Here is a 22,923-nt window from a genome sequence, read left to right on the forward strand (position 1 = left end):
TAGCATTCAAGCCCTGGCCAGTGCTTCTACCGGGTCCAGCCTGGCGGCGCTGCGGGCGGGCAAAAAGCCGAAGCTCATGCCTATCAGTGTTGATACGCCAAACGCGCCGACGATGGCGGTGCTGGAAAACACCATCTTGAAATCGCCAGAGAACTGGGCGAACAGTGCACCCAGGCCCAATGCCAGGCTAACGCCGATGGCACCGCCCAGCACGCAGACCAGCACTGCCTCAATCAAAAACTGGCGCAGGATATCGCCCTGACGCGCGCCCACGGCCATGCGCACGCCGATTTCCTGCGTGCGTTCGGTGACGGATACCAGCATGATGTTCATCACACCGATACCACCCACCAGCAGCGAAATCAGGGCGATGGAGGAGATCAGCAGGGTGATGGTGCGGGTGGTTTGTTCTATGGTCTGGCGTATGCTGTCGGTGTTTTGGGTAAAGAAATCAGTCTTGCCGTGACGCTGGGTCAGCAACTGTATGATGCCCTGTTCGGCCACTGTGCTGGGTACGGCATCGGTGACGCGCACGGTCAGGCTGCGCAGATAATCCTGCCCGGTCAGGCGTGACATCGCAGTGGTATAGGGCAGCCAGATATTCACGCTGTCGTCATTGCCAAAGCTGCTGCTTTTCTTGGCGGTGACACCGATGATGCGGGCCGGTACATTGCCCAGCAAGATCACTTCCCCCAATGCATTTTCCCCATTCGGGAACAAGGTCTTGCGGGCATTGTCATCAATCACGGCAACCTGTGATTGCTGTTTTTCTGCCTCTTCATTAAAGCTCTGTCCGGCAGCAAAGGTATAGCCGCGCACGCGAAAGAATTGTTCGCCGACGCCAGTCACATTGGCGCTGCTGGCTTCAATATTGCGGTAACGCAGGGTTACGCTGGTACTGACGGTGGGGGTCACGCTGTCTACATAATCAAGCTGCGCCAGTGCCTTGGCATCGCCCACACGCAGTGTGCGGATGGCGTTGGCGCGGCGGTCACCAAAGCCTGTGCCGGGTGAAATATTGATGGTATTGGTACCCATGGCACTGATATTGGCCAGAATACTCTGGCTTGAACCTTCACCCAGCGCCACGACAGACACCACGGATGCAATGCCGATGATAATGCCCAGCATGGTCAACAGCGTGCGCAAGCGGTGGCCTGCCATGGCCCGCAATGCCATCTGTGCTGCTTCGCCAAGACGGCCAAGCAAGTCACGCAGCGGTGTACTTGCGCGTGCTGGCGCACTGGCCGCTTTGGTGATCAGTGCCGGGGCATCAGGCTGACGCCGGTCTGCGACGATACAGCCATCGCTGATTTCGATCACACGCTGGGCATGGGCCGCCACTTGCGCATCATGCGTCACCAGGATGATGGTATGTCCATCGGCATGCAATTCATTGAGGATCTTCATCACTTCCAGGCCGCTGGCACGGTCCAGCGCGCCGGTGGGTTCGTCGGCCAGTATCACGTCGCCGCCATTCATCAGCGCCCGTGCGATAGACACACGCTGTTGCTGGCCGCCGGACAACTGGCCGGGCCGGTGCCACAGTCTTTCACCCAGGCCCAGCCGTTTCAGCAACAGCGTGGCGCGTTCACGGCGTTGCACGGTCGGCATACCAGCATAGATGGCCGGTATCTCAACGTTGCCCAGCGCACTGAGATCACCCATCAACTGATATTTCTGGAAGATAAAACCAAAATGCTCGCGCCGCAGCCGTGCCAGTTCATCCGGTAGCATGGCGCCAGTTTCCTGGCCTGCCACCTGGTAGCTGCCGCGAGTGGGGCGATCAAGACAACCCAGAATATTCATCAGCGTTGATTTGCCAGAGCCCGATGGCCCCATGATGGCCACCATCTCGCCAGCTTCAATGACCAGATCCACATCACGCAACACCGCCACAGTGCCTTCACCGGCAGGAAACTCGCGGGTCAGGCCGCGTACCTCAAGCAAGGCTGCCATGATCAGAACATAGGTGGCGGGCCGCCACGTTGGTTGTTAGCCGATACTGCGCCGACCTTGGCTTCGGTGGTGACAACCTGCTCACCCTGCGCCAATCCTTCCAGCACTTCAGCCCGCACACGGTTGTTCAGCCCTATGCGCACGCTTTTTTCCGTGATGTTGCCGGCGGCCATGACCCGTACCTTATAACGTCCCTCGCCAGCACGGGTATCGCGGGCACCCAGCGCACCGCTGGGTATCGTCAGCGCATCCTTCACCTGTGCCAGCACGATGCTGGTCTGCGCCGTCATGTTGATGCGCAGCTTGCCATCAGGGTTTGCTACATCGAAAATACCGTTGTAATAAATGGCAGTGGCGGCGGTACTGGTCGTGGTAGTGCTGGTATCGGTAGCCAGTGTGGTGGGGCCAGGTTCAACGGCACGCAGTTTGGTTTCATAGCGTTTGTCCGGGTCACCCAGCAGGCTGAAATACACCGGCATGCCAGGTTTTACACGCGGCACATCTGCTTCTGATATCTGCGCCTTGATGGTCATGGTATCGAGCCTGGCCAGCTTGATCAGCGTCGGTGCCGACTGATTGGCATTCACCGTCTGACCCTGCTCGGTAACGATGGCTACAACCACACCATCCATCGGCGCGGTAACGCGGGTGTAACCCAGGTTGACCTTGCTGGTGTCTTCTGCCACCTTGGCCTGGGCAATCTGCGCTTCTTGCACGGCGACATCAGCGCGGCTGGTGCTGAGTGTGGCTTCGGCTGCTTCCAGATCAGAACGCGAGCCAGCATCAATCGCCACCAACTGGCGTAACCGGGCGGCGGTCAGTTCGGCCTGTTTCAGTGCTGCCTGGCGCGAACGCAACTGCGCTTCGGCACTCTTCAATGCCGCCTGGGCATTGCGCAAATTGTTTTGCTGCGTCAGTGCGTCGATTTCAGCAATCAATTGCCCCTGTTTGACGGTATCGCCCAATGCCACGTGCAGGCGTTCTACCTTACCTGTCACCTGTGCACCAACGCTGACCAGCTTGGCTGCGCCAATAGTGCCGGTGGCCAGTACCGTATCTTCCACATCACCTTTGGTGACGGGGGCTGTTGCCACCTGCGGTGGTGGCGGCGGTGTGAACCATATGCGTTTGGCCAGCAAGGCAAGCGCAATGACGATGATGGCAATCAAAAGCAAGCGCCACGGAGAAAACCAGGAGCGAATACCGGAAGTAGGGAGTGTTTTCATTTTATTCAATTCGTTTCAGGTCAAGTACCGCCCAGCACCTTGTACAGCGTGATGCGGTTGCTTTGTTCTGCCAGCCGCATGCTGATCAGGGATTGTTGTGCCGCATAAAAGCTGCGCTGCGCATCCAGCAGATCCAACTGGCTGCTGCTGCCAGCGCGCCAGTTTTGTTCGGCCAGGCGCAATTGCAAGGCAGACGATTCGGTCAGCGCCAGTTGCATGGCCAGCCGGTCAGCCAGCGAGCTACGCACGCTCAATGCATCGGCCACCTCGCGAAAGGCGGTCTGCACCGTCTTGTCATATTGCGCCAGGGCGATATCGCGGCTTAGCTCCGCCGACTGCACCTTGGCACGCCCGGCACCGCCATCAAAGACGGGCAGGCTGACCGATGGCCCAAAGCTCCAGCTACCCGACTTGAACAGGTCTGCCAGATCACGGCTGCTGCTGCCAGCCGAGCCAGTCAGCGTGATACGCGGAAAGCGCTCTGCGCGCGCCGCGCCTATATCGGCATGGCTACCTTGCAATTGATGTTCTGCCGCGCGCACATCAGGCCGGTCTTGCAATATCTGCGATGGCAGGTTGGCAGGCAAGCTCAGCACAATGCTGGCCTCGGCCTGCTGGGGTTGTTGGGTTGGTGGTTCCAGCTCAGGCGGTGTGGCTGCACCCACCAGCAAATCCAGTGCATGGCGGTCTTGCGTCACTTGCAGTGCTGCATTCGCCGCATCCAGCCGCGCCTGGTCCTGTGCACTCAGCGACTGCGCCAGTGCCAGACCGTTGATGGCACCCAGTTGATGTCGCTGCACATTCAACTGATGGCTGCGCTGGCGACTGCTCAAGGTCTGTTCTGCCAGTTGCTGGCGTTGCAGGTCTGCGGCCAGTGTCAGCCAGGCACTGGCTACCTCTGCCATCAGGCTTAATTGCACACTGCGATGCGATTCGGCAGAAGACAGGGCGCTTTGCAAGGCCGATTCACTTGCATTACGCAGGCGACCAAACAAATCCAGCTCAAACGCCGTCAGCCCTATCTGCGCTGAAACGCTGCGCCCGCCATGGTCCGAACGGCTGGCATTGGCACTGGCATTCAACGCTGGCAACTGCGCCGCATCCTGAATACTGAGCTGGGTACGTGCCTGTTCCACCTTCAACGCAGCCACACGCACATCACGGTTATTCACTAACGCCAGTACGATCAATCGCTTCAAACGCGCATCAGTAAAGAATTGCTGCCAGTCTGGCAGCGCCGCCATATCCTGGCTGGTAGCGTCAGCTTTTTGGATGCCATCATGTATCGCAGCGGCTAGCGAAATAGTAGCGAGTGGAGTGGCAGCAGGCGGCCGCTGGTATTCAGGTGCCAGATTGGCACAAGCAGCCAGCGACAGCACTGCGGTGGCCAGCAACAAACGCCGGCCAGGGGAGTTTTGACAAATCATGCGCAAAGTCTACGATCCTGTATGGCGGCATGGTATCCACCTTAAATGTGCAATCAACCCGGGCAAAGAGCATGTCAGGCCAGACGGAATTGGCCTTCATACCAGGGTTTGCTAATAGGAAATTATAAGGGCGCAGGCAGATAACTGGGTGTAATTTACACCTGTTAAGGAATGCTGCGACTTGTAAAGATTGGAGGGGGATTTGTAAAGATTTTTTGGGAATTGGAGGCTATGAAATACTGTCACGGGCTAGTCTGGCCGATCGATCTGTTAAGTTTCAATTGCGACCGCCAATGCATTGGCAAGTTCTTCATCATACAATTCTGTGCCGTCAGTAAATCCTGCAGCAAGGCGCCGTTTCGCCTCTGGGATAACCAGCGAAAGTGCGATACTTTGGCGAATAAAAGTGGAAAGGGCATAGTTAGAAATTTCACTAACCGGCGCCGCCCAGTTTTTTCTACATCGTTGTATCTGGCTCGAGTTAAATTCCGGATCAACCCAGGGGCCTGCAACGTCTGCGACACTTCTTGTTTCCATAAGCGGGTTTTTGAAATCAAATTTAATGGAAGAATTCGGTCTGACCTGGCTTTCTGTCCGAACAGCGTCTCAAAAATACTGGCCAGGTGTATCCGGCTCACCGCCAAAGCCAACAACAACTTTATGTGCGATGCCTAACTGTAGAATCTGCTCGCTGGCTACTGGTTTCTATTTTTTCTACGATACAGACACCAGCAAATCACTCAGATGCTGGTTTGCATTTAACAGGTCAGCAAAAAACATGCCCTGTACCTGGTCAATTGACCAAGTGAGATATTCACAGTTCCCGCACTTTGCAATCAAGCACACCTGTGACTTATTTGGTGTGACAGACCTGGGTTAAGTGATCGTCGGTTTGTCTCAGATTCATTTTCCGATATTCCAAGCTATAGTATGATTTGTCTGTATGTGTTAATTTACTAACTATGGCTAGAGCGCAAAGTCAAGCGTCTCGGCAAACTAATAGGATTATTCCGTTATGATGAGTCTTACGAGTGAACACTATCAAAGCATAGGGGAAATCGTTGTGGTCTGGGCTAAGCTGGAAATTCACATTGTCAAAGTACTCCGTACGCTTTCTCGAATGACGTTTAAGGAGGCTTTGGTCGTCTATCTGCAAATGGGATTTCGCGAAAAATTAACGGTTCTCCGCGGACTATTGATCGCCAAGGAGCCAAACAAAGAAGCAAAGGTACGCAAAGAATTTGAGGCATTGGCAAAGCGCTTGGAATCAGCATATAGCAATAGAAATTTGGTCGCGCACAGTATTTGGTTTCCAGGCGCAAAGGACGGAGAGATTTCTGCATTCGGGTTTGATACAAAAATTCAGAAGATTGAAGGACGGGACGAAAAGCGGAACAGTTTCAATGCAGCAGCGTTTCACAAGCAGGCGATGGCTATTGATCGCTTGGCGGAGGACTTTAAAGCTTTTTTCGAAGAGAATTTTAAGGTTAGCTTCATTCACAAAAAGCAAGGCGGTCTCGATTGATTATCAACCATTCGCTATTCGGGTACGGTTTTATACAGAGTTCGCGAAGCAACAAGTAATTTATATCTTGATGTTTTCGAAAGTTAAAATAGCTACATAATTTTTCTGAATTACCGGATATTTTCGTTTCACCGCTCCAACACCGAACCCACCATCCCATTACCACACTCCAAAGGCACATACCCCTCCCACTTCCACGGCGTATACACATCCTGTATCAGCAATTCCAGCAAGTCTTTGAAGATGTGGTCGCCGTTGGCGCTGTTGCTCATGATGACGACGGCGGTTTTTTGTTTGTCGAACACTACCGAATGGTTTTCCCAGCCGTCGTCGTGGCCTTCTTTGAAGTAGGCTTTGCCGTGGGGTGTCTGGAAGATGCCCCAGCCCAGGCCGTAGGATAGTTGTATGTGCTTGTTGTCGTCGCTTGATGCGGTGGACAGGGTGGGGAACTGGGTGGGGGTAGTGATGGCAATCTGGGGTGCCAGCATGATGGCTTTGGCTTCTTTGCTGATGATACTGCCTTGCATCACGCCTTGTATGAAATGGGCGTAGTCGTTGAGGGTGGTGTCCATGGAGCCGGCGGCGTTGACTTTTTTTCTTTTCACATGACCCAATGATTTTTCATCTTTGTCGTGGCCGACGGCCAGGTTGTCGTTGAAGCGGTCTTGCCATTGCATGCTGGTGTTGTGCATGCCCGTCGGGTTGAAAATGCGTTCCTGTATCAGAACATCTGCTGTTTTGCCGGTGACGGTTTCTACTATCATTTGGGCCAAATAAATACCCTCGCCTGAATAGGCGTATCTGCTGCCGGGGGTAAATTTGATTTCCAGTTTTTTGCTAAGGTTCAGCCAGCGAAAGTTGGCGAAGCCGGCAGTATGGTTCAACAGCATGCGCAGGGTGATTGTCAGGTAGCGCGGGTCATCGGCCAGGTCGCGGTAGTTGTCGTAGTCTGGCAGTGGCTTGGGTAGGTATTTCTGTATCGGCATGTCCAGATCAAGCACGCCTTCAACCACCAGTTGCGCCACCAGGGTGGCAAATACAGCCTTGGTGAAAGATGCGCCGTACATGATGCTGTCTTCGGTCAGCGGCAGTTGCCTGTCTTTGTCGCGTAAGCCAAAGCTTTTGGTGTAGATAATTTTATTGTCATTGAGGATGGCAATGCCAAGGCCGGTGACGCAGGACGATGCCATCAGGTGTGTGACTTTGCTCTCTATCTCGGTTGACGTAATGCTGGATCCATCGAGTCGCTTGATCGTGATGGGTTCTGCCAGCGAGGGCATACTTGCGATTGCCAGCAGGGGGAGGACCACAAAAGTGGCAATGGTTTTAGTCCACTTCATGCGGTTCTCCTGACAGGGCTAAGATATTAATCGACTTATTTTCCAGATTTGGTCAAAAATTCCAAAATTGTTGGCGGAATCCCTTCGTCTTTTACGATCCCGTCGCCTGATGGTCTGAATAGAGCGGCTAGTACCGTATTGATACTTTCGTCTTTAGGAAGGTTGCCGTCTCGAATTAAAGACAAATAAGTTTTTGCCATTACTACTCGCTCTGCAGCATCATTTTCTAGGTGGATGTTGCTCAAAAAAATCCTTACAATTAAACGTAACATCCAGAAACATAGGGTAGCAAATAATATAAATGTCCCAAGTTTAAAGGTAGCCGCTGTTTGGACAATCGAGGCGATAGAAGATGGATCAGATTTTACAGGAAGTGATGCAGTACTAATTCCTTTGCTACTTTGTGCTTGTTCAAATGCTTTGCCGATGGACTGTAGTTCATTATGCATTAGCCATCCAGACATAAAAATCGAAATCACCAGTAGAATAAATATGCCTATAACCCAATTCCGGTGTTTTTTTCTTTTTAATTCCCAATATTCAACTGGGGCGGCCAAAGCCATGTGCTTGTCATATGTGTTTTGAAGATTTTGAAGACTAGTGTTTGCTATTTCTAATTGTTGTTTCCAATCGGACTCTCTTCCGCCTTGATCCTCGTTAAATTTATTTTGCTGATCTGCGCTTTGTTCACTAAGTGATAAGCTGAGAGTGTCGAATTGGCTCGTTTGTTTAATAGCTGCATCATTTATTGCAGTCAATGCGGACTGCATATCACCAGCTAGCTTTTTTAGAAGCGTGTTTTCAGGCTCGAATCTATCTTTTACGCCTAGTTCGTGCAACTGCCATTTTGAAATGGCTTGTATGACGAACTCAATAGGAGTAGATGACAAATTTAATTTAAGCCAGAATGTAACTGTTGCTGCTGCAATTTCCGGTTTCCCGGATTTACATAAATCATTAATGTAGTTACGTTGTGCTGAGTCGACTAGCCAAGGGAATTGCTTTATGCTCGACTCTAGGTAATCTTTTGCGCTAGATAAATAGTTTCTTGATTCAACTTCGTTATTTCGGAGGTGATAATCTTTTGCAGTATTTAGCCCGCTAATTGCGTTGGTAAACAGCTCTTTAATTTTGTCACTGGTTCCTTGAAAATTATATTGACCGTTCAGGCTAACCCAATCCCATTCGCTTTGCTGCCCAGAAAGCCATGCAAGAGCACTTTCGTAGTCGGTCCATTGCATTGATCCGATTTGTTCGCCAAGATTCACCGAAAGTAAGGGTTGAGGTAATTCAGTTGCGCTCATTTAATTGCTCCTGATAGTGTGGCTCTAAAAACTACCGACTAGAGATGCTTGCGATGAAATTAAGATAACACAATCATATCAATGCAAAAAATTAATTTTTGGATTGGTTCAGTGGAGTCAATTGCTAAAATTTTCTAATTGAGTTTCCCCTCAAAACATAAACGACTTCACCAGATTCAAATCCCCGATCTTGCGTAGTGGTATGACGAAGCTTTCACGTTTTTCTCTGGCGGTGTTTTCATAAAACACCAGGGTCACGCGGGCAGTGATGATGGGTTGTTTGCGTTGGCCTTCATCGAAGTTGTAACCGCCAGGGCCATAGTTGCCCCAATAGTTGACGAACACATGGTAAGCGCCGTGCAGGGGGGCGATGGTGGTGAACATTTCGGGGCCGGGGCCGTCAACGCTATCTACATCAAGGCCACCACCGCCGTTCAAGGTGGGCACGCCGAAAAAGGCATGCTGGCCGTCGGGGGTGATGATGTGCAGGTCTACTTCGGCTTCGGGCGCATCCCATGAACAGATAATGCGTAGCTGTGGCGACAGTTGCTGGGTATTGGCTTCGTAATACTGTACGCGTTGCAGGCTCTTGCCGTCTGGTCCCTGGATTTCTATATTGTTGGAACCGCTGCCAAAGGCATAGTGGCGTTCATAGCGGCCATCGGTGCCATAGTTGAGTACCATGGGGTTGCCGTTGACGATGAGGGTGTGCTTTCTTTGCTTGCCTGCGTCACGGATGTGGCCTTCGATCAGGGTGCGGTTTTTTTGTGTGCCACGGTCTATCGGTGGCAGCGGGTAAGAGGCACGCCCTTCGCGGGATTTGTCGGTCAGGCCGCCATAGTTCCAGCCGCCACGCGGGCTGTTGATGGTGGGTTGTTCACTGGTGACGGGCTTTTCATCGGCGAAGGCCATGCTGGTGATGCAGAGGCCGGCAATCGTGCCTGCTACTGCGGTACAGCCCAGCAAAAAATGTGTGATCTTCATGACGTGGGTCTCAAGGATAGGTGAAGGATTTGATCAGGGTCAGCTCACCGGGTTTGCGCATGGGTACCTGAAAGCTTTGCTGTTTTTCTGAGAGCGTGCCTTCCTGGCTGATGATGGCAACCTTGGCGATGGTCAGGTCCTTGTCATTACCGCCGCTGCCATAATAGTTGACGTATACATGGTAGGTGCCTTTGATGGGGGCAGTGTTGGCATAGATTTCTGGCCCGTAGCCGGTGGTGACGTCGACATCCAGCGCGCCGCCATTGGGCACCACGCGGTTGCCGTAAAACACGTGCTGGCCATCGGGTGAAATAACGTGCAGATCAAGATCGGTGCCATCGCTGTCCCACGACAAAACCACGCGCAGGCGGGTCAGCGGGCGGCTGGTGTTGGTGTCAAAAAACTGCACACGCTTGACATCGCTGCCGTCAGGGCTGCGCACCTCGACATTGTTGGAACCTGAACTGAAAGAGTAAGGGCGGGCAAATTCACCACCAGCGCCCACAGACAGCGGCATGCCGACACCATTGACGATCAGTTTGCCCGGACCTTTTTTGATGTTGCCGTTGATGCGGCCCTTGATCAGGGCCATTTCATTCTGGCCTTCGGTATTGACAGACGATGCCGGGTAATGCACGGGCTGGGTAAATTGTGATGCTTCAGCGCCGCTATGCCGCCAGCCACCACGCGGGGCGTCGACATTGACATCGGCTGCGAAGGCGCTGGTTGCCGCTAGCAGGCCAATGGCGGCACCAGCGGCGGCGAAGGCCAGGCGTGTGAATTTAAGCTTGATCATGTACTTCCTTCTATGAGGCGGCGTGCCAGTTTTTCTACATAGTCTTCGTTGGCGCCGTTCGGATGAAATCGTAAAGCCAGGTGCAGGTATTCATGGGCGAGGGTGATGCGCTCGTCCAGGCTGCGCCAGCCGCGTGCATAAATACGCATGCGTTTCTGGTCTGAATACGGGTTGCCGGTGGCCAGGGCGCACACGGCGGGCGGCGTGTCAGGGTTTTCAAAACCGGGCTCGCGGCGCAGTATGGCTTGCCATTTGCTGCTGTTATTGATCAGCCAGGTTTGTGCAGCGGCCAGTGGCTGGCAATCTGATTTGCCGTTAAAGCTGGCGATGCTGGCTTGTGGATAACTGGCAGCCAGGATGCGTTCAAAATTCCAGCCCTGGCTAGCCTGCTTTGCAGCATCCTTCAGGGACATGCGGTTGGTGCCGGCGCTGTCATTGTGGTAGCGCACGTTGGCCCCTTGCAGTATCAGGTCATCGGTGAACCAGGCGGCATCCATAGCGGCTTCGGTCGGCGGGTTGGCACTGACGCGCTGGCGGCTGGTGGCGTCGGCAATGCGCCAGCAGCCATGGTCAAGGGCGGCATTCTGTACCAGGTAAGTACGGGCGGCAATTGCCAGGCTGCGGGCAGCCTGTACATTGGCGGCGTCGCCTTCACGGTCTACCACGCGGGCAACATAGTCATTGACGCTGAAACGCCCGGTGATTTGCGGAGCCATACCGGGCAAGCGTTGCAGGTTCAGGCTGCCATTGCTGTTGATGTCCAGCGTATTGCCATTGGCAAATTGCAGACGGAATTTACCGGTCATGGCGCCGGCGCGGGCGGTGCTTGCTGTCGGGTTGACAGACACTGGCAGGGGAAGAACTTCCCGCAAAGGGTAACGCGCAAAAAAATCGACATCGACGCAATGCGCTTCGTCACCGACATTGTCCATGCTATTGATGCCTGCCCAGCGCGGTGCTGGCAGGGTGGTGGCCAGTGCGCTGGCCCAGGTGCCGAGGGTAGACCTGCTGGACCCACGCGCACCAAACCAGAATGGCGTGCCATCGGCCAGCCAGCCAGCGGCACCACCAAAGGCAGACTGGTCAGGCAAATGCCAGGAATAGGTTTTGTAGCGTATGCCGGTACCCAGTTGCGCCCAGGCTTCGCGGCCATAGCCTTGCACGGCGGTTTCCAGCAGGGCAGTGCGGGCAGCGGCCCGTGCCTGTGGTGAAAATTTGTTCAAGGTCTCCAGCAAATCCCTGACGCTGATCTGGGTGTCTGGCTGCAATTGTGCCGTGCGCTGTAACCAGGTGGCGTCACTGCGGGTTTGCCAGTAGCTTTTCCAGTCCTTGTCGTTCAGGCCAAGTCTTGTTGGTGAAAAGTAGGGTGCGCATGACCTTGCCAGGGCGCTGTCACGCTGCACCTGATCGCCGGGTTCACAGCAATAGCGTTCTTCATCTTTCTCCAGCTTGCTGCGCTGTTCTTTTTTTGCGTTGCAGGTATAGGCGCTTTCCTGCACGCGATTGTCTTGCAGATAGGCGTAGACAAACAACTTCCACAGGCTGCCCAGGGGAATCTTTTGCTCTGTCTTGCCATCCTGATTGGATGATGTGCTGGATGGGGTGTTGGATTGGGCACCAGACAGCCCACGTACTTCCACCTTGCCATCGCGCAGCCAGGCCACCGTGGCGGTGCCGCTTTCATCTGCATGTGCAGACAAAGGCAGCATCGCCATGGTTCCTATGGTTGTGCTGGCAAGCATGGTGATGCGGACTAGCTTGCGCGCAGGATCAGCGAATTTCCATAATCGCACGTGGCTTGTCCTCAAAGGCTTTCTGGTCTGGCTGATACATGCGGTAGTAACGGGCAGGCGGCAGGGCAAACTTGCCGGTCTGCGCAGCCCTGACCAGGTGGCGCACCACGACTTCATTCGCCAGTGCATCTACCGGCACGGCATAGCCGCGTGGTGTCTGCTCATAACGTGCACGTTCCATCGCTTCCATATCTTTACCGCCCGGGAAACGAACGCTGATGCCCCAGGTAGAGCGGTCCGCCGTTGTGCCCGGTGGCAGCGGTACTTCAACGATGCCAAAGTTCAGCGTCGGGCCGGATGTGCGGGTCAGCACGACTTCATCCAGATACACTTCATCGGTCTTCAGTGCGGCACCATCGCCCAATAATTCGAGCTTGAAGCCAGCTTTGCCAGGCACGGGCTGCGCTACAGCACCGGCGGAGTTGGCTGCAGGCTTGCTGGCAGCGCTTGGTGCGGGAAGGGCTTCTGGCACCAGGCGGTACAGGCGGCGTTCCAGTTTCACCGGCAGGCTGGATTTTTCTGGCTCGCGGCTGTCAAACTGGGCGATTGCTATCATGCCGGCACTTGGGGTTGATGTCATTTTGATGACGCCTGGTGCCGGTGTGGCGGCAGTGACATTCCAGCGGAATACATTCTGGCCGGTGATAGTTTCCCTTGCCTGCCAGCCTGCTTCCAGTTCCACCTTGGCCATGTTGTTACGCAGCAGTGGGTCATTGGCACCAGATTTTCCGGCAGTACCGCCACCCATGGCGCGGTAAGTCCACAGCAGGGCCAATGCACGGTCTATGGTTGGGTATTCAGCCCGTACACGTTCAAGTACTGCTGCGCTTTCATTGGCCGGGCGTTTGCCGGTCAAAATCAGCAGGGCTTCACCCAGAGGCAGGTCGGCTTGATGCACGCGGACAGCAGCATCTGGCAGGGCCGCGCTGGTGGCGGCTGTCAGCGTGCCTTTGCTTTGCTGTACCACATAGGCGGCCAGCAGGGTGCTCATGGCGTTTTGCACGTCATCATCCCTATTGGCAAAGATCATGCTGCTCATGCCTGAGCGTGGGGTCACAGCAGCCGGTTTGGCTGATGCTGCCTTGTTGCCCAGTTCTTCACTCAATGCTTCGGCCAGTGAACGTACCGGCAAGCCCATGTCCTGCATCCAGTACAGCATCAGGGCGCGTTGCCATGCTGGCTGATTGACACCGTCCTTGCGATAGACTTCGGTCAGGCGGTCAAAATGGCCATCTGGCAGCGCCAGTTTCAGTGCGCGGCTGGCATGCCAGTCAGCATAGTAGGCATAGGTGGTCAGCAGGGCATCACCATCTTTTTCTGGCACGCTCCACCAGCCAAAGGTGGCGTTGGGGCCAGCCATTTGCGCCAGGCGGAAGCGGTAGCTGTACAGGCGTTGCGTCAGTTGTGCCGTCAGTTTTTCTTCGCTGGGCAGCGTGGCCTGCAAGGCCAGGCTGTACGGGATCAGGCGGCTGGATGTTTGCTCGACACAGCCAAATGGGTAGTCGATCAGGTCATCCATCAAACGACGGAACTGGGCATTGGCGCTGTCTGCAAATTGCAATTGCAGGTTGCTGGCATCCGCTGGCAGTTTCAGTATGGTTTCCTTGCCGGTGACCGGCACGCTGACTGAACGCTGGCTGAGCCAGTGCACAGGGATAATCTTCAGCGGTACATTCAGTGCATCGACCGTCTTGCCGCCGACCGCCAGCGATAGGTCTATCTTGTTGTCAAGGCCATTGGCTTTCAGCGGCAGCGACACAAAATTGGCGCCCGGTTTCAACTTCAGGTTTTCTTGTTTGTTGACGCCAGAACCTGTAACGCTAAGGCTGGCGCTGGCATCCTGGTTACCCTGATTGAAGATGGCAACGCTGGCGTTAGGTGCATCCTGCACGCGCATCCAGCTCGGGCTGGTCCATTTCACATAAAAGTCTTTGTCGGACCGCACATAGGCAATGTTTTGCCCCACGTTACCGCTGGCTGCCGTGGCCCGCACGGTAATGCGCCAGCGTGTCAGCGAATCCGGCATGGTGAAGCTCAGACGGGCGCGGCCAGTGGCGTCGGTGGTGACGTTTGGCTGCCACAGGGCGGTGTCCTTGTCTTCACGACGCGGTCTTTCCAAAACCTTGATGGCACGGTCATGGGTTTGCCCGTTTGCCGGCAACGCCAGTTTGGATGGTGGCACCGCCAGGTCATAGGCGATAAAGCTCAGGCTGGCAGATGTACGTACATTGTTACGACGCGGGTGATAGAAAAAGTCAGAAATGTCCGGTGCAATTTCAGGCTGCAGCACGTAGATCATTTCATCCACCACACCCACGGTCAACTGGCTGCCACCTGCTGGCTGGCCAGCGACCATGGCAGTCAGGTCCAGCGTGACTTTGTCACCTGGCGCATACACGGCCTTGTCGGCCTTGACGGCGACATTGATGCGTGGCTGTTCCACTTTCAAGCCCAGGTTCTGAAATACATAATCGGCACCCTTCACATACACCACAGACAGGGTGATGTTGGGGCCATAGGTATCCTGCACCGGTATTTCTACCTTCCACTGCATCGGTGACAAACGCTTGGCAGTGAGCCAGCCACTTGCATTGCTCATAAGGGCAGTTTTTTCTACCTTGTCACGTTCCAGCGTGAACAGGGCCTGGTCAATCTGCTGCGGGAAGGTGATCAGGGCACTGGCCGTTTCACCTGGTTTGTAGCTGGTTTTGTCAAACACCATTTCTATCGAACCCTGTGGCGCAGCGACGCCGGCACCGCTGACATAATGGGATGTCGCACCAAGGATATTGCCGGCAGCGTCACGCACAGACAGGGTATAGGTACCAGGTTCAGGAAAGGCCAGGCTCAGTTTGTTGCCGCTGGCAAGCTTGCCGCTGGATTTTTTCTGGTTTTCCAGGCGCACCCAGTCCCATGTTGCCGGGGCGCTTAGGGTGCTGACCACATTGCCGGGTACTGGCAGGGCAGTCATGGCAAAGTTCATGTTTTCACCAACGGCAGAGAAGGCGCGTTCGGCCTTCAGGCTATAGGTACCGGCACCACGTTCGACCAAAATTTCTTTGGTGGCGCGCACGCGGTAGGCAGCACCGTCGGTTGCCAGTACTGATAAGACATAGCGGCTGGGTTCAGTCGCTGCCGGCAGTTTAAAGTCGACAAAGCCGTTGCTGTCGGTGGTCAGTACGGTGTTGCTCAACTGAACCGGGAACTGGCCTGCATAACCCAAATCACCTTCAACAATGGTCAGGCGCTGGGCGCGTACAGTCAGGTCAGCCTTGGCATTGACCACGGGTTTGCCGTCGGGGTAGACCAGTTGCAGCTTGCCGCTGATGGCTTCATTGGTTTTGTAGTCTTTTTTACCGGGCAAGACATTGATTTCAAAATGCGGCTTCTGGTATTCAGCCACGCGGAAGGCTGCACCGTAGTTATTGCCCTTGTAGCTGAAGCGCAATTCATAACCGCCAGCCACAGCATTGTCTGGCAACTGGAATACGGTATCCCCACCCGATTGCGGTGTCATTTGCAGGGTTTGGGCAGCGACCGGGAAGCCATTTGCATCAAATACCTGCAACTTCAATTCACCTGCGGTGATGGGGGTGGATTCACGGGCTGATACAAAGGTACGGCCCAAAAACTTCACATACACGGTTTCGCCGGGGCGATACAGGGGGCGGTCAGTGACGGCATACAGCTTGGTGTTATAGATTTCGCTGTCGTAGTAATAGTTTTCTGCAACAAAGACGCCGCCTTTGCTGTCTTCACCATAGACATAGGTTTTTTCTGGCGCATCGCGCTCAAAATTGGCGATACCGCTGGCGTCAGTGTTACCTGTGCTTAAGATACCGGCGCCGTCAGTCCATACGGTTTTGGCATCTGCCACCGGCTGGCTGCTGCGGCGGTCTGCCACCCAGACCAGCATCTGTTTGCTGGATACTTTGGTGACAGCGATGGAATCAGACACAAACACCAGCGTTACAGCACGATAGCTGCCGACCATGGCTTCCACCAGGTACAGGCCAGGTTCTTTTTTACCCAGCGGTATCAGGACATTGCCTTTGGGCGAAGCGATGAATTCACTGCTGCTGCCATCGAGCTTGACGCCTTTGGGTGGCTGTATGGGCTGGGCCACGTGCACAGGGTAACGGAAGCTGTCGACCAGGGTATGTGCCTTTAGCGGCTGGTACAGCGGGTTCAGTTGCTGCGGTGTCGGCGCTTTTACCAGCGGGTGCAGGCGCACTTCTGGCACTTGCGTGGTCACGGCTTTTCTGGCGTCGGCAGAAAACAGGCTGCGCCACATGCGGCGCGATGCCATCCACCAGCTGTCCCAGGTACGTGCCAGCGCATCAGCGATGCCCTTGCCTTTGTAATTGCCCTGGCTGTCAATGCGGTGCAGGTTTTTTTGTGCCTTCAAAAAGTCCAGCGGGTCTTTGACCTTATAGACATAGACATCCACACCACCATATTCGCCGATCTGGCTCATGTCCTGGGCTTCCAGTCGCACGGTGGCATTGTCGGCAGAACCGTAGGCGGCATCACTGAGCAAAAAGAATGATGAACCACTGCCGCCATCCTGCGCTATCGCAGGCATGAAGAGCAACAGGGCGCACAGCGCTGTCAGGAAGGTGAAATAGCGTGATTGATTGAGTTTGGCTTTCATTGGGCGCTTTCAGGCGGACAAGAAATTGAGGCGATACACGCCAGCAAAATTGGGATTATCTTGGGTAGGGTGCCAGCGCGTATCGCGCCAGGCTTGCAAGTCGCGCAGCTTGACGGCGCGCAAGCCATTGTCGGTGGGCGTGACGGTGCCGGTGTGGTATGCAATGTAAGAATTCATCCACACCATCAGATGCTGGGCATCGCCCTGATCGTAAAACAGCAGGTCACCGGGGGTGGCCAGGTTACAGTCCTTGCCACGAAAGCGGGCGTTCTCCTGCACCATTTCTATTGCGCTGACATAGGCCGATACCGAACCATCTGCCAGCCGCCACTGATGGCGTACCGACTGGGTACCTTTGTCGAGTTCGATTTCTGGCGGTACAGCCGTGCCCAGCATGCCGTTGGCACGCTTCCATTTTTCATCATGCTCGCGCAGCGATTCGGCCACGGCAAAGCGCACCAGGCCCACACAGTCACGCTGTTGCCAGCGCGGGGTGGGGCCTGCCGTTAACTGGGCGGCGATGATGCGTGTCATCCAGGCCCTGAAACTGCGCGATTGCGCCGGTGTCAGTGCCATCGGCGTGCCGTTCACTGATGGCGAAGCCGGGCTGGCCGCTTTGCTGTTACCGGCTGTCGGCAATGTTGCAGGCAGCGGTAAAGGTGCAGCGGGTGCCGTCACCTTTTGCGCCAGCGCCAGCCGTTGCCAGCCCAGTGCGCCTAATGCGGCGCTGCTGGCCAGCATGCCCTTCAGGGCCAGGGTGTGCAAGACTTGTCGGCGGTTCAATTGGCTTTCTCCTTGCTGATCCAATCGACTTTATGCCAGGCTTTGCCGCTGGTCTGGGTTTTGCTCAGTTCCAGGCGGATAGGCGGGTAGCTGGCCAGGGCCTTCATGCGTGCTGGCAAATGGGTCTTGGCCGCATCGAGGAAATTCGCGTCATCCGGACCGCTGAGTGCTGCATACACTTCACGCTGCGCCATTTCAGACAAGGGGCGCGGGGTAATCATGCCCAGCGTGCTTTGTGTACCAGGGTTTTGATCAGCTGCGCTGGGGTTGCTGCGGGCGATGGTATCGATCACTTTTTCAACCAGGCCACCATCCGGCGAAAACACCACAAAATCGGCACTGGCCGCCAGCGTTGCCTTGCTGTTGGCATTGCGCCAGAATTTTTGATCTGGTTTGGCCTTGGTTTTGCCTTTGCCGGGCGCGGCCTGTTCACCGGTTGCGATGGCCCAGGTGGCCATGGCTTGCAAGGTGGTATCGCGGTTGGCCGTATTGGCGGGCAGCTTGGCAATAAACACCGGCGAATACAGATTCGATTCACGGTACCAGCAGGCCAGGCCGGGGCCAGACAGGCTGGCCAGTGCCTGTTCAGGCAGGTTTGGCTTGGCTGATGCTTCTTTCAATACTTTGTTCACCATCGCCCAGTCAACCGGCATCACCACGCAGGCGCTGGGGTTGGCCGGGGCCGCTGTCCACAGGGCAGGGTCCAGCAATTGGGCTGATGTCAGCTTATTAGAATCCAGCCACACCGAGGTGGACCAGTCACCACCAAAATCGAAACGCATACCCTTGAAGCCCGACACAAAAGCGCCATACCCCAGCGCCATGGTGGGGGCACCGATGGCCAGCGTGTGTCTGGCGGTGTCGGCAGGTTGGCCAGCAGCAGGGGCCGCTACTGGCGCAATACTGTCCAGGTCAAACTGCTTGGCCAGGGCACCGTCGTGTTCCAGCCAAGTGGTGACGGCGGCACGGGCTTCTTTCACTATACTGTTGCTGTCATCAAACAGCAGGCCAGGGTCAGACAAGACCACCATGCGATCACCCTGGCTGATCAGCAGCAGGGTACGGCGCGGGTTAACTTCCAGCGCCAATACCAGCGCATTACCATTGCTGGTGCTGATGTCACCGGCTTTTTTCAACTGACCATCTTTCAAGGCGACCTTGGCAGCTTCTTCCAGCGCCTTGGTGAACACGCCGCGCCGCATGACGACGGCATAATGACGCAGCGCCCCTTTGCCGTCGCGCCAGAAGGCGACTTCTGCCGGTTCATTAAAAATGCTGGCATACAGCTTGTCTTGCCAGTCAAGATCATGCTCATAGGCAATGCGCTTGATGGCACCGTTGAGGCCCATGCGGTCTTCGTTCTGTTCGTAGTAAAAGGCCAGGTCTTCAGTCAGCACATCCTTGGCGATGGGCACCCGCAGCAAATCACGCGGCAGTTTAGACAGGCTGGTGGTGCGGATGAGCGCATCAGGGCGTGACATATCCACCTTCAGGCGGCCACCCACGTAGTTATAGTCTTTCCAGTGCTTACCCAACTGGTAGGCAACGGCCGCGGCGGCAACTGTAACAACAGTACCGGTGACGATCCAAATACGACGCATGAATTCTCCCTTTTGCGCAGAGGTCTTTAGTTGCACGAATACTATCGAAGGCAGACGGGGCTGACAATCGAATTTCTCTATATTGCGTCAATTTTTGGTAAGCATCTGTAAATATGCACATGTCTGGCAACAAGCTTGCCAAATAAGGTCGCCAAATGCCTACATCGCCTATAAGCTGGGGTTATGGGAGGGCGGTCCAGTCTGCTTTTGCTGCGTTGATTTCGGACAGTGTGTCGGCCTGTTCCTTTGTAATAAGGGTACCGCTGCGAGGATATAGTTGGTCGAATTTGTTGCGGTTGCCCCGGATGTTGTTTTTGTTAGCAACAATCAGATTGTTTGGTGCTACCGTTGGTGTATAGGTAAAGCCCTCCCTTGCGTTAAGTATGGTCGTATTATTCTGGTCAAAATTCAAACACACCCCACGTATCTCCGCCAGCGTGGTTGCAGCAGGCCATAATGTTTTTGTTGGGGTATCCAGGGCAGGCTCTGCCAGCATGCCGCGCAGCGTATGGCCCATAGCAAAATGGCCGATGCGGTATCCATTGCTTTGTGTACCAATTGCTTCATAGTCGTTATCGCCAGGTGCTGCTTCTTTTGCAAAGTTAACCATCATGCCCAGCAAAGTGTCATCTGGTTTTTTATCAGCCAACACCTCTAAAACAGCGAAATTCGGGTTATTGGTATGCAGCCAGGTCAGGACAGGGTCTTTACGTGAGCCAAGGTGGGTAATGACTGTTTGCAACAAGACAGGTGCTGCCACGATCTCGGCCACTGCAATAGGCTTGAAATTGGCATACTTCGTCAAAATGTTAGGAAGTGAAGTCAGATTGGTAAGCGCTGGCACCATGGCCTGCAGGGCCACAAAGCTGGGGTTGGCAGTTTCCAATACACCGAGGACCGCAGCATCTTTTCCTGTCAACCATGTGATTACTTTTTGTAGCAACGCCGGTGCGCCTATCAATTGCGCTAATGCAATGGCACGGAAGTTAGGGTAGCTTTTAAGAATGGCGGGTAAACCTGACGTTTTCGTCATCGTCGGCATCAAGCCCTGTAGATCGGCAAAACTGGGGTCTGCCGTTTCCAGAATACCAAGCAGGCCTTTGTTGTCTGTCAACCAGGTAATTACGGTTTGCAACTGAGCCGATGCGCCTGCCAGTTGAGCTAGCGCAATGGCACGGAATTTAGGGTAAGTTGCAAGTATGTCTGTCAATCCTGAAGTTTTGGTGAGTGCTGCCATGAACCCCTGCAGAGCTACAAAATCAGGATTGGCGGTTTCCAGTATGCCAAGCAGGCCAGGATTGCTGGTTAACCAGGTAATTACGTTTTGTAGTACCGCTGGTGCGACGGTGAGTTGAGCTAGCGCAATGGCACGGAAGTTCGGGTAAGTTGCCAGAATGACTGGCACGCCTGTGGTCTTGGTGAGCGCTGGCATCAAAGCTTGGAAAGCCCCAAAATTGGGATTGGCGGTTTCCAGTATGCCAAACAGGCCAGGATTATCGGATAACCAGGTAATGACTTTTTGTAGCTTGACCGTCTCGTCAATTACCTGGGCTACTGCAATCGCGCGGAAGTTGGGGTAAGTGGCCAGTATGACTGCCATCCCGGACGTTTTGGTGAGTTTTGGAACCATCGTTTTCAACTGATCAAACGTCGGTGCAGCAGTTTCCAATATAGCCAGCATGGCCGCAGATATCGTGCCCAGACCGGTAATTACAACTTGCAATTGTGGTGCTGCCCGGGTCTTTTCTGCATCGGTAATAGCGAGGAATTTCGGATAGTGTTCACAGATATAGCCAAGCTTTCCTATATCTTTTAAACCCGCATTGTCAGACATGCCCAAGACCATCGTTCGCAAGGGCAGCGCCTGTTCGCCTACCATGCGCCTGACTAGGCTGGTTCCCGCCTCCTTTTTTACCAACTTGCCTAATTTCGCTGCATCGTTTCCAACAAAGTCCAGTAAATGGTCGTAATTTGCCTCATCCAGTTGCTGCAAAATCTGCATTTTTATCAGCCGATCATAATGCGTCGCATTTATTTTCCTGAAAAAAGCGATCTCCATCTTTTCCGCCATGGGGAATGCAGTCGACCAACTACCTGCAATGGTTTTCAAATTCTCAGCTTCTGGGCCGCTATAACCTTTGCCAAGTGCAAGAATATTGTCTTTGATAGTGAGCTGCGCCACCGCCACCAACTGCGCTACGCCCTGTCTTTGTACCGGTGAATAAACACCCCGTGTTTCCTGGCTTTGCCGCTGTGCTGTAACACTTGCCGCAGCTACCGACATGGCTCTGGCCCCCATCACATCCGCTTCTTGTTCCAGCCCGACATCGTCATTGACTGGTACCCCCTGCTTCATTTGCAGGGTGGGGCGCACGCGGCCCTGTGCTTGCTGGACCACATGCCAGGCTTCATGCGGCAAGTGTTGTTCCTGGCCCGGTGCCAGATGGATATCGCTGCCCTGGGCATAAGCATGGGCTTGCAACTGGGCGGGTTTGCTGGAGTTGTAATGTACCTGGACATGGTCCAGACTCATGCCGGACAGGCTTTCCACACCTGCTTGCAGTTGTGCTGGCAAGCCATTGTTCTTTGTTGGGCGGACGCTGCTTGCAATAGGGGAATTGTCTGCTGCCGCTGCGGTCTGGCGTTGCAGGGCAGGGGGCTGGTGTTGCATGCGTTGTGCTGCACGTCCATCAGCCATCACCTGCAAGCTGTTGAGCCGGCTTGCCTGCGGGCTTTGCCCCGCCATTTTTTGCAGGCTTTGTAATTGCAATGCCCTTGGGCTGCGGTTTGCCTGGCCTTGCAATTGCCGCATGGCACCTGCTTCAGGGCGTTGATCGGTAGTCTGGCTTGCGTTTTCATTCGATGTCAGGCCCTGCGTTTTGCCCCCTGTCGTTTTCGCTGAAAGAGTTTTGCTGGCAGCATCCTGGCTGGTGTGTGTCTGCATGGAGATTGACTGTATTCGATAAAAATGGAGTGACGCTAAATCTCAATACAGACTGGGGGGAATGCATTTTTGTCGTAGCACCACCATGGCGCAGCAAGCTACCGCCTTGCTGGCCTGGTGATGTGTTACGAATTAGCCTATGTGTGCTTGTGTGTACCAGGTGTACGGATGTGTACGTACAGATACCTTATGCCGGCTCTTCGTCTTCCACCCGTTGTACAGGCTCAAACTTGCCTTGCGTCAGTTCATCTTCCTTCGCCAGTTGGGCTGTCTCAAACTTGCCCTGCGTAAGTTCGTCTTCCTTGGCCAGTTGCGCTGTCTGAAACTTGCCTTGCATGAGGTCGTCTTCTTTTGCCCGTTGTACCGGCAAGTTGTGCTGGCCCGATACGTCCATTCTTGCCTTGAGCTGCATGGCCTGTGGACTGTTGCTTGCCATGGCCTGCAGTTTCATTTGCGCGATGGCAGCTGGCCTTTGATCCGTAAAGCCTGGCGGATTTTTCTTTTTTTGCAGCGGCGTGTTTTGCCACGAAGGACTTTGTCTTGCTGCTTCTACCGGTGCTGAGAGACGCGATTTCATAAATCACCCT

Annotated in this window: 15 protein-coding genes; 1 reads left to right on the forward strand and 14 read right to left on the reverse strand. The window is 54.5% G+C overall.

What is annotated here, in order from left to right:
* Positions 1–6: 6 nt before the first annotated feature.
* The 4 genes from ACO0LK_RS10130 to ACO0LK_RS10145 form a co-directional block, all read right to left on the reverse strand.
* Entirely contained in the window at positions 7–1,959 is a 1,953-nt protein-coding gene (locus ACO0LK_RS10130; protein WP_422974642.1) for a MacB family efflux pump subunit, read from the reverse strand.
* Between the two features lie 2 nt (positions 1,960–1,961).
* On the reverse strand, positions 1,962–3,185 hold the full coding sequence (locus ACO0LK_RS10135; protein ID WP_422974644.1) for an efflux RND transporter periplasmic adaptor subunit: 1,224 nt from the start codon (positions 3,183–3,185) through the stop codon (positions 1,962–1,964).
* 20 nt (positions 3,186–3,205) lie between these two features.
* Positions 3,206–4,612 (reverse strand): efflux transporter outer membrane subunit, encoded by a 1,407-nt coding sequence (locus ACO0LK_RS10140; RefSeq protein WP_422974646.1) that lies wholly within the window; start codon positions 4,610–4,612, stop codon positions 3,206–3,208.
* Between the two features lie 270 nt (positions 4,613–4,882).
* Positions 4,883–5,149 carry a hypothetical protein gene (locus ACO0LK_RS10145; protein WP_422974648.1) on the reverse strand — a complete coding sequence of 89 codons (267 nt, stop codon included), beginning with the start codon at positions 5,147–5,149 and terminating at the stop codon, positions 4,883–4,885.
* A gap of 478 nt (positions 5,150–5,627) precedes the next feature.
* Here ACO0LK_RS10145 and ACO0LK_RS10150 point away from each other — a divergent pair, with 478 nt between their 5' ends.
* The gene (locus ACO0LK_RS10150) at positions 5,628–6,137 is read left to right on the forward strand and encodes a hypothetical protein (RefSeq protein WP_422974650.1); all 510 of its coding nucleotides are present in this window, start codon (positions 5,628–5,630) and stop codon (positions 6,135–6,137) included.
* 128 nt (positions 6,138–6,265) lie between these two features.
* Here ACO0LK_RS10150 and ACO0LK_RS10155 read toward each other — a convergent pair whose 3' ends face one another.
* From ACO0LK_RS10155 to ACO0LK_RS10200, 10 genes are all read right to left on the reverse strand, one after another.
* Positions 6,266–7,477, reverse strand: a complete 1,212-nt coding sequence (locus ACO0LK_RS10155) for a serine hydrolase domain-containing protein (RefSeq protein WP_422974651.1) — start codon at positions 7,475–7,477, stop codon at positions 6,266–6,268.
* 35 nt (positions 7,478–7,512) lie between these two features.
* Entirely contained in the window at positions 7,513–8,781 is a 1,269-nt protein-coding gene (locus ACO0LK_RS10160; protein ID WP_422974653.1) for a DUF6161 domain-containing protein, read from the reverse strand.
* Positions 8,782–8,931: 150 nt separating this feature from the next.
* Positions 8,932–9,765, reverse strand: coding sequence for a YfaP family protein (locus tag ACO0LK_RS10165; protein WP_422974655.1), 834 nt, complete (start codon positions 9,763–9,765; stop codon positions 8,932–8,934).
* Between the two features lie 10 nt (positions 9,766–9,775).
* Positions 9,776–10,561, reverse strand: a complete 786-nt coding sequence (locus tag ACO0LK_RS10170) for a YfaP family protein (protein ID WP_422974657.1) — start codon at positions 10,559–10,561, stop codon at positions 9,776–9,778.
* Complete coding sequence (locus ACO0LK_RS10175; RefSeq protein ID WP_422974659.1) at positions 10,558–12,354, reverse strand: DUF2300 domain-containing protein; 1,797 nt, start codon at positions 12,352–12,354, stop codon at positions 10,558–10,560. Before ACO0LK_RS10175 ends, ACO0LK_RS10170 begins: the two co-directional genes overlap by 4 nt.
* Positions 12,332–17,008 (reverse strand): alpha-2-macroglobulin family protein, encoded by a 4,677-nt coding sequence (locus tag ACO0LK_RS10180; RefSeq protein WP_422974661.1) that lies wholly within the window; start codon positions 17,006–17,008, stop codon positions 12,332–12,334. Before ACO0LK_RS10180 ends, ACO0LK_RS10175 begins: the two co-directional genes overlap by 23 nt.
* A 9-nt stretch (positions 17,009–17,017) precedes the next feature.
* On the reverse strand, positions 17,018–17,791 hold the full coding sequence (locus tag ACO0LK_RS10185) for a DUF1175 family protein (RefSeq protein ID WP_422974663.1): 774 nt from the start codon (positions 17,789–17,791) through the stop codon (positions 17,018–17,020).
* Positions 17,788–19,392, reverse strand: coding sequence for a DUF2138 family protein (locus ACO0LK_RS10190; RefSeq protein WP_422974665.1), 1,605 nt, complete (start codon positions 19,390–19,392; stop codon positions 17,788–17,790). Before ACO0LK_RS10190 ends, ACO0LK_RS10185 begins: the two co-directional genes overlap by 4 nt.
* A gap of 181 nt (positions 19,393–19,573) precedes the next feature.
* Complete coding sequence (locus ACO0LK_RS10195) at positions 19,574–22,336, reverse strand: DUF4157 domain-containing protein (protein ID WP_422974667.1); 2,763 nt, start codon at positions 22,334–22,336, stop codon at positions 19,574–19,576.
* 187 nt (positions 22,337–22,523) lie between these two features.
* Positions 22,524–22,913 (reverse strand): hypothetical protein, encoded by a 390-nt coding sequence (locus ACO0LK_RS10200; protein WP_422974669.1) that lies wholly within the window; start codon positions 22,911–22,913, stop codon positions 22,524–22,526.
* Between the last annotated feature and the right edge of the window lie 10 nt (positions 22,914–22,923).

This window comes from Undibacterium sp. Ji49W, from assembly GCF_049340205.1.
Classification (GTDB): domain Bacteria; phylum Pseudomonadota; class Gammaproteobacteria; order Burkholderiales; family Burkholderiaceae_D; genus Undibacterium.